This is a genomic window from Streptomyces sp. NPDC127177 (assembly GCF_042672475.1).
Lineage (GTDB): Bacteria > Actinomycetota > Actinomycetes > Streptomycetales > Streptomycetaceae > Streptomyces.
Window position 1 is genome coordinate 117,254 of sequence record NZ_JBHXUW010000016.1, and the last position, 14,595, is coordinate 131,848.

Here is a 14,595-nt window from a genome sequence, read left to right on the forward strand (position 1 = left end):
CCCGAGGTGCGTTCACATTGTGGACATCCTTCGCCCGTCCCCTGTTCGACGGCGGCTGGGACTCTCGGGCGGTCCGCAACTCTGACGCAAGGAGTCCACGTGCACGCAGGCACCGCAACTGCCTCCGTCGCTGCCGCAGCCCTGCTGGGCGCCGGCATGTTCCTGATGTCGACCACCGACGATTCCGTCACGGACACGACCGCCGCCGGGCACGCCGTGACCGTGACCCCCGCCGTCACCGCCGGGCGCTCGGCAGCGGGCACCGGTACCGGGTTCCGGACGGCGGACGGCCCCGCTCCCGCCCTGGCCCGCGAACCCCTCGTCCTCGCCCACCGGGGCGCCTCGGCCTACGCTCCGGAGAACACCCTCGCGGCCGTGGACCGGGCCCGCGCACTCGGCTTCGACTGGGTGGAGAACGACGTCCAGTTCACCAGGGACGGCGTGCTCGTCGTCATCCACGACACCGATCTGAAGCGGACCACCGATGCCGAGGAGGTCTTCCCGGGCCGTGCGCCGTGGGCGGTCAAGGACTTCACGGCCGCCGAGATCGCCCGGCTGGACGCGGGCAGCTGGTTCGGGCCCCAGTACGCCGGAGCCCGGGTGCCCACCCTCAAGCAGTACCTGGAACGGATCGGGCGCAACCAGCAGAACCTGCTCCTGGAGATCAAGAGCCCAGAGATCTACCCGGGGATCGAACGGGCGACCCTGGACGTGCTGGACCAGGAGGGGTGGCTCGACCGCAGCCATGTCCGCGACCGTCTGGTGATCCAGAGCTTCGGCGCGGACAGTGTGCGCAAGGTCCACGAACAGCGCCCGGACGTCGTCACGGGCTTCCTGGGCACACCGGCCGTGGCGGAGCTGCCCGCGTACGCCCGGTTCACGGACCAGATCAACCCGACGTACACCTCGGTGTCGGACGACTACGTGGCGGCGGTGCACGCGCTGAAGGGGCCGCATCTCAAGGCGCTCCGGGTCAACGCCTGGACGGTCAACGACGCGCAGACCGCGCGCCAGGTGGCGGGCCACGGTGTGGACGGCATCATCACCAACGCCCCCGATGTGGTGCGGGCTGCCACCGGGATCCGCGCGGCCACCGGCTGACGTCTCCCGGTCCTGCGAGGCGGCCGGCCACCGACCGATGTCAGTGGCCGGCCGTACGGTGGTTTCCATGAACAGCAACGGGGTTGTCGAGTGGGCCGTCGTCGAGAGCGACATCGGCCCGCTGCTGCTGGCCGCGACCGACGCCGGCCTGGTGAGTGTGGTCTTCCACGCACGGCCGGCGGTGCGGGACAGGGCGCTGGCCCAGCTGGGCTCCCGGCTCGGCGCGGAGCTCGTCGAGTCACCCGGCTCCGCCCGGCTGGCCGAGCCGATACGCCAGCTCGCGGCGTATTTCACGGGCACGCTGCGGGACTTCGCGCTGGAGCTGGACTGGTCGCTGACCAGCGGTTTCAACCGTCAGGTGCTCCGTGAGCTGTCGGCCGGCGTGCCCTACGGCTCGGTCGCCGGTTACGGGGAGCTCGCCGACCGGGTCGGACAGCCCGGGGCGGCCCAGGCGGTGGGGGCCGCCATGGGGTCCAATCCGCTGCCGGTGGTGGTGCCCTGCCACCGCGTGGTGGAGCGCGACGGCGGGATCGGCGGTTTCGGCGGCGGCCTCGAGACCAAACGGCAGCTGCTCGCGCTGGAGGGCGTGCTTCCGCAGCCGCTGTTCTGACCCCGCGCCCGGGCCGGCCGGTCCGGCCTCAAACGGCTTCTGGGCGTGGCCTCACGGGGTGGCTTAACGGGGTGGCTTCAGAGCGTGATGTGGTACGCCTTGCGCAGCGTCTCGTGCACGGTCCACGTCGTACGGTCGCCCTCGCGCAGCACGCATGCGTCGCCCGGCCCGATCTCCAGCGTCGCGCCGCCCTGGACCGCCACGGTCGCGCGTCCGCTGACGACCACGAACAGCTCGTTGGCCTCGGTGTCGGTGACCACGCCGGGCGTGATCTGCCAGATTCCGCGCAGTTGCCTGCCGTCGGACGACTCCCACAGCACCTTGCCGGTGACCTCGGGCTCGCCCGACACGATCTGCGCCGGATCGAGCGGTTCCGGTTCGAGCACGGCGTCCGGAACGTGCACGGTGAACGAGGCGGGAGCTTGATCAATCGCGGTCATGAGCGGTCACTCTAGCGACCTCCCCGGCGCGCCCCGCAGGGCCTTCCGGGTGGAGCGGCACGAGCCCGGTGCCGGCCCGCGGGGACCACCCGGCCGCGACCGGCGGACGTTTGAGCCCGCCCCGTCCGCGACAGGGATGTGGACATGTCACAGACTGCGCCGACCGGCGCCGCTCACCACGCGCCCGTCCTCTCCGTGGAGGTGCGCGCCGCCGTCGCCGCACACCGGCCCGTCGTCGCACTGGAGTCGACGATCATCGCCCACGGCCTGCCCCGCCCCCGCAATCTGCGGGTCGCCGAGGAGCTGGAGGGGCTCGTACGGTCCGCCGGTGCGGTGCCCGCCACCGTCGCCGTACTGGACGGCCGGGCCCGAGTCGGCCTGGACAAGGACCAGTTGGAGCGCGTCGCACAGGACACGGCGATGCGCAAACTCGGCCACCGGGACCTCGCCCCGGCACTGGCCGGGGGCGCGAGCGGGGCGACGACGGTCTCCGCGACCGCTTTCCTGGCCGCACGGGCCGGACTGCGCGTCTTCGCGACCGGCGGGCTCGGTGGTGTGCACCGGGGCTGGACCGAGACACAGGACGAGTCCGCGGACCTACGGCTGCTGGCCGGCACCGGGATCACCGTGGTCTGCGCGGGCGTGAAGTCGATCCTGGATGTGCCGGCCACGCTGCAACGGCTGGAGACGCTGGGGGTCGGGGTGCTCGGCTACGGCACCGACCGGTTCCCCGGCTTCTATCTGAGCAGTTCGGGCGAGCCGGTCGACTGGACCGTGAACTCGCCCGAGGAGGTCGCCGATGTGATGCGTGCACAGGACGCGCTCGGCGGCCCGGGGGCGGCACTGATCGTCGCCAACCCCGTACCGCGGGATGAGCAGCTGGATCCCGCCCTGCACGACCGGGTGCTGGCCGAGGCGCTGGACTCGTGCCGGGAGCGCGGGATCGTGGGGCAGGCCGTGACCCCGTATCTGCTCGACCAGCTGATGCGGCGGACCGGCGGAGCGTCGCTGGAGGCCAATCTGGCGGCCGTCCGCGGCAATGTGGCGCTGGCCGCGCGGATCGCCACCGCTTGGGCCGCCCGGTGAAGGGCGGCCTTCTCGTCGTCGGGGACGTGGTCACGGATGTGGTGGCCCGGCACGGATCGGCGCTGGTCCACGGTACGGACACGGCGGCCAGGATCCGGACCAGGCCAGGGGGCGCGGGGGCCAACGTGGCCTGCTGGGCGGCACGTTCGGGCTGCCGGGAGGTACGGCTGCTGGCCCGGGTCGGCTCCGATTCGGCGGCCTGGCACCGGGACCAGCTGCGACGCGCGGGCGTACGCGGGCTGCTCGCGGTGGACGACAGCGCCCCCACGGGCACGGTCGTCGCCCTGGTCGACGCCGCCGCCGAACGCACTTTCCTCACCGACAGCGGCGCGGTCCTGCGTCTCTCACCGGGCGACTGGTCGCCGTCGATGCTCGACGGGGTCGACCGTCTCCACCTCTCCGGCTACCTTCTCTTCGCCGCGACGAGCCGCACGACGGCCCAGCTCGCGCTGCGGGAGGCCGAGCGGCGGAACATCCCGGTGAGCATCGACCCGGCGTCGACGGGGTTCCTGGCCGGACTGGGCGTCGACCGCTTCCTGACCCTGGTCGAGGGCGTGGACCTGCTGCTGCCCAACGCGGCCGAGGCCCACCTGCTGACCGGTCTGCCCGAACCCGCCGACGCGGCTGCCAAGCTGAGCCTGCTGGTCCGCCGGGTCGTCGTCACGCTGGGCCGGGACGGCGCCCTGGTCGCAACGGCCGGTGCGGTGACCGCCCGCGTTCCGGCCGAGCCGGTGCGGGACCCGGTGGATTCCACCGGGGCGGGTGACGCGTTCACCGGAAGCTTCCTCGCGGCGCTGCTGGCCGGCCAGGACTCCGAGGCGGCCGCAGCGGCGGGGTGCCGGGCGGGCGCGGCGGCCGTACTGACCGTGGGCGGCCGGCCGCCACTGCCCGGGGACACGCGGTGAACGGACCCCGGGCACCTCGCCGGACAGCCTGGATAGCGCGCGCCCAGACGCCGTGGGGCAGGCAGGGCAGGCAGGGCAGGCGGGGCAGGCCCGAGTGCGGAACACGTCAGGAGGCGTCCTGTCCCGTTCCGGTCCAGGCGGGATGGCGCGGGTCGTCGGCGCGGACGACCACGTCCGCGCTCCCGGCGGGCGCCACCTCCTCCTCGTACCGGATGAACGCGGGCAGCGTCCACTGCTCGTCCTGCTCGGTGCGCCGGCGCAGCGCACCCGGCGACAGTCGCAGGTGAACGCTCAGATCGAACGGGAACCAGTGCCCCAGCAGCAACGGCCCGTGCACCACCAGCACCCCGCCCTCCGGCAGGCTCAGGTACGGGCTCCGCGTGGCCCGGTCCGTCGCCGGGTCCCACAGGTCGGGCAGCACCCGCCCGCTGCCGCCCGGCTCCAGCGGTCCGAACACCTCACGCCACAGTGCCCCGGTGTCGAACCAGCTGCCGTAGTACGAGTCCGGGTCCCGCTTGCCGTACTCGTACCGCAGGCTGGCCGGCCGCAGGAACCCCGCCGTGGACACGCAGAGCACGGACCTGCCGCGTAGCCGCAGCGCCTGTGCGAGCGCCTCGGCGGGCTCAGCCGTCCCGGCGGCCGGTGCGCCGTCGACGGCCACCTTGAGCCAGGGGCCGCCGTCGGCCGGTTTCAGCGCGTCGGCGTGTGCGGCGAGCGCGTCCGTCAGCCGTTCCCAGGTGATCGCTTCGAATCGCACACATCCATCATCACCCGTCGTGATCCGGTCAACGCACGCATCCATCGTCAACCGTCGCGACATCATCACCCGTCGTGATCCGGTCAAGGCGTTCGGCCGGGGCCGACGGGCCCGTCGCGCAGGCCCGGCCCGTCAGCGGCGGAGGTCCGCCCGGTGGTGCTCGGCCAGTCCCAGGACGCGTTCGGCGAGCGGGCCCCGGGCCGGTTCGGCCGCGGCGGCGGCCCGGGCGAGACGGGTGATGTCGGCGAACCAGTCGCCGGAGACCGTGTCCACCGCCCCGATCCGCGCGAAGCCACGCTCCAGCAGGCCCTGGGCGGTGTCCGGCTCTCCGCGCAGCACCGCCTTCACCGCCGCGACCGCGTTGGCGAGCGCGCTGGCGGGCCTGGACCAGTCGTCGCCGCGCGCCGCCGGATTGCCCTGGTCGTAGCCTGGCCGGTCGGCGACGGAGAGCGCGACGACCTCCAGGTCCAGCCGCCAGAAGAGGGGCAGGCCGTCGAAGTCGACGAAGAGCAGTCGCCGTTTCCGGGAGTTGAGCAGATCGGGGTCGGTACGCAGGGACGCGACACCACGGACCGTGCCCAGCACGTCGGGCACGGCGGCCACGCAGTCGTCGAACCGGCTGTCGGGCACGATCCAGACGGCGTCGATATCGCTGTACGCGTCGGCGGTGCCCCGGGCGAGTGAACCTCTCGGCTCCGCCCGTGACCCGGCGCAGCCGGCGCGGAGCGCCCGCAGGATCTCCTGCGCCAACGCGGCCCGGTGCGCCGGGTCCAGGCCCGCTTCCCCGGGCCCCTGTTCACTCATCGTCAGCCGTCCCTTCCACCTCTCGCCCACCGGATCCGCCTCGTACGATCTTCCTCATGGACCTCGAATTCGCCCGCACGTTCGCAGCGGAGTGGCAGGACGACTGGAACTCGCACGACCTGGAACGCATTCTGACGCACTATCACGACGACGTGACGTTCAGTTCCCCCATGATCGCCCGGTTCACCGGTGACCCCTCCGGCACCGTCCGCGGCAAGGACGAGCTGCGCGCGTACTGGGCGCGCGGGCTGGAGCTCATCCCCGACCTCGCGTTCGAGGTGATGGACGTACGGGTGAGTGTGGACACCGTGGTGATCGACTACCGCAACCAGATCGGCGGCCGGGTGTACGAGGTGCTGACCTTCCGGGACGGTCTGGTGATCGGCGGCCTCGGCGCGTACGGGGAGACGCTCGCCCGCTGACGGCCGGCGGCGCGGTGGCCGTCAGCGGCGACAGGCGGCGGGCATCAGCCCTGCCTCACTTCTTGCCGCAGTCCACCGCGTCCGCGTCGTCGGAGAGTTCGCTGCCCTCGGGCAGCAGATACGTCACCCACAGGACGACGGGCTCGGTGCCCAGATTGCGCCCGATGTGGCGGTGGGCCGCCCCGGACGGCTCGATGAAGGACGTACCGGCGGGTGTCACCTCGACCGAACAGTCGTCGAGGGTGCGCGTCAGCGTTCCCTGTTGGACGACCGCGATCAGCTGGCCCCGATGGGTGTGCCAGCCGGTTGAGCCACCCGGTTCCACGGTGATCTTCCGGAAGGTGACGTCCGTACGGCCCTTCGGCGTACTCACCTTCAGTTTGCCCGGCGATGTGCCCTCCGCGACGACCGTGCCGCTCACCCCGCTGCCCGGCGTGGCGAGGGCTGCCGACGGTATGAAGCCGAGCGCGGCCACACACCCCCCGATGACCAGCGCCTTACCCAGCCGCCCCTGCCGGCCGTCCTTGCCCGCCCGCCCCTGCCGGCGGCCGTCCTCGCCCGGCCGTCCCAGCTGTCTGCCGATCCTCACGGGCAACTCCTCTGCATCGGTGTCCCGGGCATCCCAAATGCCCCGACGCTACCCAGAAGTTGACCGATGGAACCATGCCGTCACCGCCGTCACTCGCCCCGCAGCTCCACGGCCAGCGGCCCTTCGCCAACCACCTCGATCCGCCCGTCCTTCACCGCCTGCGCGAACGTCAGCTCCCCGCGCCCCAGCTCGAGGCAGAGCCCGGCGTCGAGCACGATGCGTGCGTCGGCGCGGTCGGCGGGCCCGTCCCCGTAGACCGCGCTCCCGGCCGCCCGCTCCCCCGTACGGACGTGGAACTCCCCCTCATCCAGATGCACGTCGAGCACTCCCGTACCGGCCGGGCCGCCGGGCCCGGCCAGCGCGCGCAGCAGCGGGAGCGCGAACCAGTGCGCCCGGACCGCGTCCGTCGGTCTGCGCTCCGCGAGTGCGGACGCCCCCCATTCGGCGAGTGCGGCGAGTACGGGCAGCAGGCCGTGGCCGCGCTCGGTGAGCTCGTACACCGAAGCGGCGGCGGGCGGCGGGAGCCTGCGGCGGGTGGCCAGTCCGCCCTGCTCCATGTCCTTGAGCCGGGAGGCGAGCACATCCGTGCTGACGCCGGGCAGGTCCGCGTGCAGATCGGTGTACCGGCGCGGGCCCGCCAGCAGTTCACGGACGATCAGCAGGGTCCACCGGTCCCCGACGGCGTCCAGGGCGCGGGCACCGGCGCAGAACTGGTCGTAACTCCGGCGGCGGGCCGGGCGGGTCGCGGTCTGTTGCTGACGTGGCATGCGACGCAGTCTAGACATGTTGTTGGACTTTCCAAGCTCAAGCTTGGTAAAACCAAGTATCGCAATCGGGTCGGGAGGCAGCACCGCATGGAATTCCGCCAGTCCAGCAAGCTCAACGAGGTCTGTTACGAGATCCGGGGCCCCGTCATCGAGCACGCCAACGCCCTTGAGGAGGCGGGCCACAGCGTGCTGCGGCTCAACACGGGCAACCCGGCACTGTTCGGTTTCGAGGCGCCCGAGGAGATCGTCCAGGACATGATCCGGATGCTCCCGCAGGCCCACGGCTACACCGATTCGCGCGGCATCCTGTCCGCCCGCCGGGCGGTGGCGCAGCGCTACCAGGCGATGGGGCTCACCGACGTCGGCGTCGACGACGTCTTCCTCGGCAACGGGGTGTCCGAGCTGATCTCCATGGCCGTACAGGGGCTGCTGGAGGACGGCGACGAGGTGCTGATCCCCTCCCCGGACTATCCGCTGTGGACCGCGGTGACGACGTTGGCCGGCGGAAAGGCCGTGCACTACATGTGCGACGAGGCCTCGGACTGGAACCCCGATCTCGCCGACATGGCGTCGAAGATCACCGACCGGACCAGGGCCGTCGTGATCATCAACCCGAACAACCCGACCGGTGCCGTCTACCCGCGCGAGGTCCTCGAATCCATCCTCGACCTGGCCCGCAGGCACGGGCTGATGGTCCTCGCCGACGAGATCTACGACCAGATCCTCTACGACGAGGCCGAGCACCACAGCGTGGCGGTCCTCGCCCCCGACCTGGTCTGCCTGACCTTCAGCGGCCTCTCCAAGACGTACCGGGTGGCCGGCTTCCGTTCGGGGTGGATGGTGGTGTCCGGTCCGAAGCAGCACGCGCGCAGTTACCTGGAGGGGCTGACCATGCTCGCCTCCATGCGCCTGTGCCCCAACGCCCCCGCGCAGTACGCCATCCAGGCGGCGCTCGGCGGACGGCAGACGATCCGGGAGCTGGTGGCGCCCGGGGGCAGGCTGTACGAGCAGCGCAACCGCGCCTGGGAGAAGCTCAACGAGATCCCCGGGGTGTCGTGCGTGAAGCCCAAGGGCGCGCTGTACGCGTTCCCGCGCATCGATCCGAAGGTGCATCCCCTGGTCGACGACGAGAAGTTCGTCCTGGACCTGCTGCTGCGCGAGAAGATCCAGGTGGTGCAGGGCACCGGTTTCAACTGGCCGCGTCCCGACCACTTCCGCATCCTGACCCTCCCGTACGCTGATGATCTTGACGCGGCGATCAGCCGGATCGGCCGCTTCTTGACCGGGTACCGGCAGTGATCCGGACGCCGGGGACGGACGGATGAACGGATACCGAGCGTGAGCTGTCCCACCTGCCAGGTCCCCGTGCACACCCAGTTCGCCTCGTTCGAGCTCGTCGGGCCGATCGTCGAGGACGGGCTCGACCCGGCATCCGACCCCGCCTGGGCGGACTCGGGAGCGAGTTCACCGGCGGAGTACGCGCGCTGGGCGGGTCATCTGTGCGGCATGACGTGTCTGCGCATGGCGCTCGGCGCCGGCGCCCCGCCCCTCTTCGCGCTGCGCGACGGCGCACTCGGGTACGGCGCGTACACCGAGGACCCGGACGGCGTGATCCGGGGCCTGATCTACGATCCCTTCGCCCGGTACGTCCGCGAGCGGCACGGCATGGACGCCACGGTCCACCGCCACCTGACACCGCGGGAGATCCTGGACCTGCTGGACGCGGGCTGGTCCGTGATGGCCTCGGTGCACTACGCGATCCGCCGTCCGCGGCAGCCCGCACCGGGACGCGGCGGGCACCTGGTCCTGCTGACGTCACGTACGCCCGACGACACGGGCGTCCACTTCCACAACCCGTCGGGCACCACGGCCGCGACCCGTGCGGCGGAGCTTCCCCTGTCCGACTTCGAGCGCTTCTTCGCGGGGCGCGGGGTGTCGATGCGCGCGGGAGCCTGACGGCCCAGCAGGCGGTCCGGCCTGACCGTTCGGGTGATTCACGCGCGACGCCCCCTTGTTCCGCCGCCGTCCGGCGGGGGCCGCTTGCCACAGTGAGGCCCGCGCGTCCGCGCCAGACCCCCGCATCCGGAACCGAAGGGCTCCCCATTCCTCACCTCCCCCGCACCCGGCGCCGGACCGCACTCGCCGCCGCCACGACCGGCCTCGCCGTCCTGGCCGCGGGCGCGCCCGTCGCGTACGCCACGCTGGACACCGGCTCATCCCCGGAACCCCGGCCGGCGACGGTGGCTGCCGTCCGGGGCAAGGACTACATCGAGACGCGGCTGTAGTTCGGCACCGAACGCCCGGACGGTGGAGCCGATGTGACCGGCCGCGGCGCGGGCCCAGTCGGACGAGGCGTTCACCGCGGCCGGGGTCCGGCGGGAGGTCGCCTTCGAGGTGACGAATGTGAACTTCATGGTCCGGCTGATCCGGCAGGGACTGGGCATCGGGATGCTGCCCGAAGCCGCCGTCTTCGATCTCCCCGACCTGCTGACCCTCCCGGTCCGCGACGCTCCCGCCCGGGTGGAACGCCTCATCTGGAGTGAGTTCCCGCCCTCGCCCGCCGCTGTGGCGTTCCTGTCCCCCCTCGGTGTCCGGGCGACGGAGTCATCGGGATCGCCGGAGGCCGCCGGTGCTCCCGGGGAACCGCCCGGCCGGGTCAGCCGCCGCTGAGCTCCAGGAGCGCACCGACCGGGTCGGTGTCGGGCACGGCGCGCGGCCACCACTCGTCCTGGCCGGGGTCGGACTCGTAGCCGTACCAGCGGCCGTCGTGGCCGAAGCGGAGCTGGAGCGTGCCGCCGGGGTGGGTGAGGTGGTTGCGCCAGGGCTGGAAGCGGGGGAAGCCGGCCGCGGCGAGAGCCGGCCTGGCCCGGTCGAACGGCCCCGCCGGGGGGTCCCACGGCGTTTCGAGCACGTCCAGGCCCTCGGGCCCACCCTGACGCCAGGCGGCGACGGCGCGGGCCAGGTCGGTGATGTTGCGGCCGGTGGCGGAGGCCAGTTCGCGATAGAGGGCACGGGTGGTGGCGGTGAGCCCCGCGGTGGGGCGGGCCGCCGCCAGCCGGACCGCGTCCTGCCAGGGCGTGAGCCCGGCGAGCGGGTCGAGACCGGTGGTGAGCAGGGCGTGGGCGCGGGCAGCCGCGTCCGTGGCCAGCTGGTCGAGGGCGAGCGGGTCCCTGCTCCCTGGCAGGCTCGGGTACGAGGGCGGCTGACCCGGGTGCGGCTCCACCGGGAACGGGACGGGCAGCGGGGGCAGGAAACGGTCGGCGAGCGCGTCCCGCGCCGGCACGGCGGGGGCCGCCGGGGCGGCCGGCCGCTCCCGTGCGGAGTGCGCGGCGTTGCGCCGGCCGAGGTCCTCCAGGAGCTCGCGCTCCCCCCGGCCGCGCAGGAGGAGCAGGACGAACGGATCCGCGTCCAGGAGCCGGGCCATCTGGTAGCAGAGCGCCGACACGTGCTTGCAGGGCCAGCCGTGGTCGGGGCAGGAGCAGGTGGGGTCCAGGTCGTTCGCCGCGGGGAGCAGCGCGACCCCGGAGGCGGCCGCCGTGTCCGCCAGGGAGTGCGGCATCTCCTTGGCGAGCAGCGCGGCGAGGTGGCCGGGACGGGCGGCGACCGCGTCGAGGAAGGTCTCCCAGTCGGCGTCCGTGAGGGTGCGAAGCCGCAGCTCGGCACGGTAGGGCCGGGGGCGGCTGCCGTGCACGTAGGCGACCACGCGGCCGGGGGTGACGGTGACCGCGGCGACGTGCCCGCCGTCCGCGTACGCACGGCCCCGGGCAAGCCTCGCAGCGTCCATCGAGAGGGCTTCCAGCGCCGCCACCCAGGCGCGGCCCCACCAGCTGTCGGCGAACGGCCCGTCGTCGCCGGACGTCCGCGCGGGCACCGCCTCGAAGGTGCGCCGCAGATCGTCGGGGCCCGGCCTGGACCGGGCGACGGGGCGCGCCTCGCGGGCGGAGGGCAGGGACGGGGGACGGGGGCTCATGACGGCCTCCGGAGGGAGACGAGGTCGGCCAGGTCGCGGTCGCTGAGCTCGGTCAGCGCCGTCTCCCCGGTGCCGAGCACGGCGTCGGCCAGGGCCCGCTTCGCGAGCAGCATCTCGCCGATCCGGTCCTCGACCGTGCCCTCGGCGATCAGCCGGTGCACCTGGACCGGCTGGGTCTGCCCGATGCGGTAGGCGCGGTCCGTGGCCTGTTCCTCGACGGCCGGGTTCCACCAGCGGTCGTAGTGGATGACGTGGGCGGCCCTGGTGAGGTTCAGCCCGGTGCCCGCCGCCTTCAGGGAGAGCAGGAACACCGGCACCTCGCCGGACTGGAAGCGGTCCACCATCCGTTCCCGCTCGGGCACCGGCGTACCGCCGTGCAGGAGCTGGGACGGGATCGCCCGCGAGGTGAGGTGTGCGGAGAGCAGCCGGGCCATCGTCACGTACTGGGTGAAGACCAGGACGGAGCCGTCCTCGGCGAGGATCGTGTCGAGGAGTTCGTCGAGCAGGTCGAGCTTCCCGGAACGGCCGACGAGCCGGGTCGGCTCCTCCTTCAGATACTGCGCGGGGTGGTTGCAGATCTGCTTGAGGGAGGCCAGCAGCTTCATGATCAGGCCGCGCCGGGCGATGCCCTCCGATGCCTCGATGTACGCCATCGTCTCGCGCACCGTCGCCTCGTAGAGCGTGGCCTGTTCGCGGGTGAGGAAGACGGGGTGGTCGGTCTCCGTCTTGGGCGGCAGCTCGGGGGCGATGCCCGGGTCCGACTTCTTGCGGCGCAGCAGGAAGGGGCGGACCAGCCGGGAGAGCCGCTCCACCGCCTCGTCGTTGCCGATTCCGGCCGCCGTGCCGGTGTTCTCCACGATCCGGGCGTGCCGGGCACGGAACGCCTTGAGGGGGCCCAGCAGTCCGGGCGTGGTCCAGTCGAGCAGGGCCCACAGCTCGGAGAGGTTGTTCTCGACGGGCGTGCCGGTCAGGGCGACCCGGGCCGGGGAGGGGATCGTGCGCAGCGCCTTCGCTGTCGAGGAGTGCGGGTTCTTCACGTGCTGCGCCTCGTCGGCGACGACCAGTCCCCAGCTGTGCGCGGCCAGTTCGGCGGCGCTGGAGCGCATCGTGCCGTACGTGGTGAGGACGAAGCCGCCGTCGGGTTCGGCGAGGGTGCGGTCGGTGCCGTGGAACCGGCGCACGGGGACGCCGGGGGCGAAGCGGTTGATCTCCCGGTGCCAGTTGCCCAGCAGCGAGGCGGGGCAGATCACCAGGGTGGGCGCGGGATGGGCGCGGCGCAGATGCAGGGCGATGAGTGTGATCGTCTTGCCGAGGCCCATGTCGTCGGCGAGGCAGCCGCCGAGGCCGAGCGAGGTCATCCGGTCCAGCCAGGCCAGGCCGCGCAGCTGGTAGTCGCGGAGTGTCGCGTCGAGGCCGGTCGGCGGTTCGACGGTGGTGTCGTCATCGAGGATGCGGCTGCGGAGCGCGGCCAGCGCCCCGACCGGCACGGCGTCGACCTGCTCGCCGTCCACCTCGGCGCTTCCGGTCAGGGCGACGGCGAGCGCGTCGACCGGATCGAGCAGGCCGAGCTCCCGCTTGCGCGCCTTGCGCACGAGCGCGGGGTCGACGACGACCCACTGGTCCCGCAGCCGCACGACGGGCCGGTGGGCCTCGGCGAGCCTGTCCATCTCGGCTTCGGTGAGCTGCTGGTCCCCCAGCGACAGCTGCCAGTTGAAGGCGAAGAGCTGTTCGGCGTCGAAGAACGCCGTGCCGTCGGTGGCCGTGCCCGGCGCGGTCCGCACCACGGCGGCCGCGGTGAGGGTACGGGCCAGCTCCCTGGGCCAGTGCACGCTGACCCCGGCGGCCGACAGCCTGGCCCCGGCGTCGCTCAGCAGCTCGTACAACTCGTCCTCGGTGAGGGCCAGTACGTCGGGGACGGGCTGGTCCAGCAGCCGTTCCAGCGGGGCCCAGACGCGGGCGGCCCGGCGGAGCGCGAGCACGGCGTCGATCCGGGCCCGCGGGCCGAAGGGCTCGCCCGCCCCGCCGTTCCACAGCGCGGCGGCGTCGACGACATAGGTCGGGTCGGCGAGGCTGTGCACCTGCGTGATGGCCGCGGCGGCATGGCGCGCGGCGGCAGCCGTGCCGCCGGACTCTGAGGTGTCGGTGGGGTCGCCGGTGCCGGGGTGATAGCCGGTACCGGTGGCATCACCGGCGTCGGGGCCATCACCGGCGTCGGAGGTGTCAGAGGTGTCAGAGGTGTCGAAGAGTTCGTACGCCGAGAGGTCCAGGCGCAGCGAGACCCGTACGCCCGCGTCCAGTCCCGCCGCGACCTCCACGGCCCACTCGCGGGCGGCGGGCAGGTACTGGGCCTCCCGGGCGGCGAAGGGCGCGCCCATGGCGAAGGCCGCCGCGGGGGTACGGGGCAGCGTGTCGGCCACCGCGTCGAGGAAGGAGCCGATCAGCGGCCCGGGGTCGGGGACCTGGAGCGGGGTGCGGTCGGGGAACGGCACCGCGTACCCCTCGGGCGGCATGGCCGCGGCGACCGCCCGCAGATGAGCCACGTCCTCGGCGGCGCGCGGTCCCGCCCGCCAGGCGTCGTGGTCGTCGGGCGTCAGCCCGGGGAGCATCCGGCCGCTTGCCACCAGATGCAGCGCGTGCAGCGTGGCCGCGCCCCAGCAGCGGGTGGCGGGGTGCGCGGACTGCTGGTGCCTGGCGCGGGCCAGCAGCGGCACGGCGTCGGCCAGGGGGAACACGAGGGCCGGGACGGTGTGCGGGCGGATGTCGTCCCCCCGGCCGCCGTGCCGTCGGACGACGGTGATCTCCGTGATCTCCGGGACGTCCGGGATCCGCTCGCCGGTGTCGGGGCCGGAACCGGCCGCGAGAGCGGCCGTCTCACCGGGGCCGGGGAGCGGGGCGCCTTCCGGCTCCCAGAACGCGATGCGGCCCTCCCTCGGCAGCGCCGCGGGCAGGAAGACGGCGGCGCAGCGCAGCAGCCGGCCGACTGTCGCGTCCTGCGATTCCGATGCGATGGCCACCGGCCCCTCCCCTCACTGTCCTGGGTCCTGATCACGGCCGTCACCGGCACGTCCGGTACCGGATCCCTCTGACTGGCGAGTCTAGGCGGGGGGTCCGACAGCGGGCCGTCCGGCGCCCCCCCGCGGGGGC

15 protein-coding genes and 1 pseudogene are annotated in these 14,595 nt (G+C 73.2%); 9 read left to right on the forward strand and 7 right to left on the reverse strand.

The features are described 5' to 3' along the window. Positions 1-99: 99 nt before the first annotated feature. Both ACFVJX_RS12915 and ACFVJX_RS12920 read left to right on the forward strand, forming a co-directional pair. Positions 100-1,101 carry a glycerophosphodiester phosphodiesterase gene (locus tag ACFVJX_RS12915; protein WP_384132868.1) on the forward strand — a complete coding sequence of 334 codons (1,002 nt, stop codon included), beginning with the start codon at positions 100-102 and terminating at the stop codon, positions 1,099-1,101. A gap of 67 nt (positions 1,102-1,168) precedes the next feature. Further along, entirely contained in the window at positions 1,169-1,711 is a 543-nt protein-coding gene (locus ACFVJX_RS12920) for a methylated-DNA--[protein]-cysteine S-methyltransferase (RefSeq protein ID WP_384132870.1), read from the forward strand. 77 nt (positions 1,712-1,788) lie between these two features. Here ACFVJX_RS12920 and ACFVJX_RS12925 read toward each other — a convergent pair whose 3' ends face one another. Continuing rightward, positions 1,789-2,151: a cupin domain-containing protein gene (locus ACFVJX_RS12925; RefSeq protein ID WP_384132873.1), complete on the reverse strand. Its 363-nt coding sequence runs from the start codon at positions 2,149-2,151 to the stop codon at positions 1,789-1,791. 144 nt (positions 2,152-2,295) lie between these two features. On the opposite strand from ACFVJX_RS12925, the gene ACFVJX_RS12930 reads away from it, so the two are divergent. Both ACFVJX_RS12930 and ACFVJX_RS12935 read left to right on the forward strand, forming a co-directional pair. Beyond that, positions 2,296-3,237 (forward strand): pseudouridine-5'-phosphate glycosidase, encoded by a 942-nt coding sequence (locus ACFVJX_RS12930; RefSeq protein WP_384132875.1) that lies wholly within the window; start codon positions 2,296-2,298, stop codon positions 3,235-3,237. Further along, positions 3,234-4,142, forward strand: a complete 909-nt coding sequence (locus ACFVJX_RS12935) for a carbohydrate kinase family protein (protein WP_384132906.1) — start codon at positions 3,234-3,236, stop codon at positions 4,140-4,142. Before ACFVJX_RS12930 ends, ACFVJX_RS12935 begins: the two co-directional genes overlap by 4 nt. A 106-nt stretch (positions 4,143-4,248) precedes the next feature. On the opposite strand, the gene ACFVJX_RS12940 is transcribed toward ACFVJX_RS12935, so the two are convergent. Both ACFVJX_RS12940 and ACFVJX_RS12945 read right to left on the reverse strand, forming a co-directional pair. Continuing rightward, the gene (locus ACFVJX_RS12940) at positions 4,249-4,899 is read right to left on the reverse strand and encodes a uridine kinase (RefSeq protein ID WP_384132878.1); all 651 of its coding nucleotides are present in this window, start codon (positions 4,897-4,899) and stop codon (positions 4,249-4,251) included. 132 nt (positions 4,900-5,031) lie between these two features. Next, positions 5,032-5,703, reverse strand: coding sequence for a hypothetical protein (locus ACFVJX_RS12945; protein ID WP_384132881.1), 672 nt, complete (start codon positions 5,701-5,703; stop codon positions 5,032-5,034). Between the two features lie 56 nt (positions 5,704-5,759). Here ACFVJX_RS12945 and ACFVJX_RS12950 point away from each other — a divergent pair, with 56 nt between their 5' ends. Then, complete coding sequence (locus ACFVJX_RS12950) at positions 5,760-6,125, forward strand: nuclear transport factor 2 family protein (RefSeq protein ID WP_384132884.1); 366 nt, start codon at positions 5,760-5,762, stop codon at positions 6,123-6,125. Between the two features lie 55 nt (positions 6,126-6,180). Here ACFVJX_RS12950 and ACFVJX_RS12955 read toward each other — a convergent pair whose 3' ends face one another. After that, the gene (locus ACFVJX_RS12955) at positions 6,181-6,696 is read right to left on the reverse strand and encodes a cupin domain-containing protein (protein ID WP_384132909.1); all 516 of its coding nucleotides are present in this window, start codon (positions 6,694-6,696) and stop codon (positions 6,181-6,183) included. A gap of 107 nt (positions 6,697-6,803) precedes the next feature. Then, positions 6,804-7,481: a winged helix-turn-helix transcriptional regulator gene (locus ACFVJX_RS12960; protein ID WP_384132887.1), complete on the reverse strand. Its 678-nt coding sequence runs from the start codon at positions 7,479-7,481 to the stop codon at positions 6,804-6,806. Positions 7,482-7,568: 87 nt separating this feature from the next. Here ACFVJX_RS12960 and ACFVJX_RS12965 point away from each other — a divergent pair, with 87 nt between their 5' ends. The 4 genes and pseudogenes from ACFVJX_RS12965 to ACFVJX_RS12980 all read left to right on the forward strand — a co-directional run. Continuing rightward, entirely contained in the window at positions 7,569-8,780 is a 1,212-nt protein-coding gene (locus tag ACFVJX_RS12965; RefSeq protein ID WP_384132889.1) for a pyridoxal phosphate-dependent aminotransferase, read from the forward strand. Between the two features lie 39 nt (positions 8,781-8,819). Continuing rightward, entirely contained in the window at positions 8,820-9,437 is a 618-nt protein-coding gene (locus ACFVJX_RS12970; protein ID WP_384132892.1) for a peptidase, read from the forward strand. Between the two features lie 92 nt (positions 9,438-9,529). Beyond that, on the forward strand, positions 9,530-9,766 hold the full coding sequence (locus tag ACFVJX_RS12975; protein ID WP_384132895.1) for a hypothetical protein: 237 nt from the start codon (positions 9,530-9,532) through the stop codon (positions 9,764-9,766). 58 nt (positions 9,767-9,824) lie between these two features. After that, positions 9,825-10,151, forward strand: a pseudogene (locus tag ACFVJX_RS12980) (LysR substrate-binding domain-containing protein); the annotation flags it as partial. Here ACFVJX_RS12980 and ACFVJX_RS12985 read toward each other — a convergent pair. Together ACFVJX_RS12985 and ACFVJX_RS12990 are read right to left on the reverse strand one after the other, a co-directional pair. Further along, on the reverse strand, positions 10,138-11,451 hold the full coding sequence (locus ACFVJX_RS12985; protein ID WP_384132897.1) for an SWIM zinc finger family protein: 1,314 nt from the start codon (positions 11,449-11,451) through the stop codon (positions 10,138-10,140). The pseudogene ACFVJX_RS12980 and the gene ACFVJX_RS12985 sit on opposite strands and share 14 nt — an antisense overlap. Beyond that, positions 11,448-14,465: a DEAD/DEAH box helicase gene (locus ACFVJX_RS12990; protein WP_384132900.1), complete on the reverse strand. Its 3,018-nt coding sequence runs from the start codon at positions 14,463-14,465 to the stop codon at positions 11,448-11,450. The genes ACFVJX_RS12985 and ACFVJX_RS12990 overlap by 4 nt, the downstream gene beginning before the upstream one ends. Between the last annotated feature and the right edge of the window lie 130 nt (positions 14,466-14,595).

What these genes read in the sequence shown, in the direction of transcription:
- ACFVJX_RS12920 (WP_384132870.1), top strand. Translation starts at nt 1,169, where the DNA reads ATGAACAGCAACGGGGTTGTCGAGTGGGCCGTCGTCGAGAGCGACATC.
- ACFVJX_RS12925 (WP_384132873.1), bottom strand. Translation starts at nt 2,151, where the DNA reads ATGACCGCGATTGATCAAGCTCCCGCCTCGTTCACCGTGCACGTTCCG.
- ACFVJX_RS12930 (WP_384132875.1), top strand. Translation starts at nt 2,296, where the DNA reads ATGTCACAGACTGCGCCGACCGGCGCCGCTCACCACGCGCCCGTCCTC.
- ACFVJX_RS12945 (WP_384132881.1), bottom strand. Translation starts at nt 5,703, where the DNA reads ATGAGTGAACAGGGGCCCGGGGAAGCGGGCCTGGACCCGGCGCACCGG.
- ACFVJX_RS12950 (WP_384132884.1), top strand. Translation starts at nt 5,760, where the DNA reads ATGGACCTCGAATTCGCCCGCACGTTCGCAGCGGAGTGGCAGGACGAC.
- ACFVJX_RS12960 (WP_384132887.1), bottom strand. Translation starts at nt 7,481, where the DNA reads ATGCCACGTCAGCAACAGACCGCGACCCGCCCGGCCCGCCGCCGGAGT.
- ACFVJX_RS12965 (WP_384132889.1), top strand. Translation starts at nt 7,569, where the DNA reads ATGGAATTCCGCCAGTCCAGCAAGCTCAACGAGGTCTGTTACGAGATC.
- ACFVJX_RS12985 (WP_384132897.1), bottom strand. Translation starts at nt 11,451, where the DNA reads ATGAGCCCCCGTCCCCCGTCCCTGCCCTCCGCCCGCGAGGCGCGCCCC.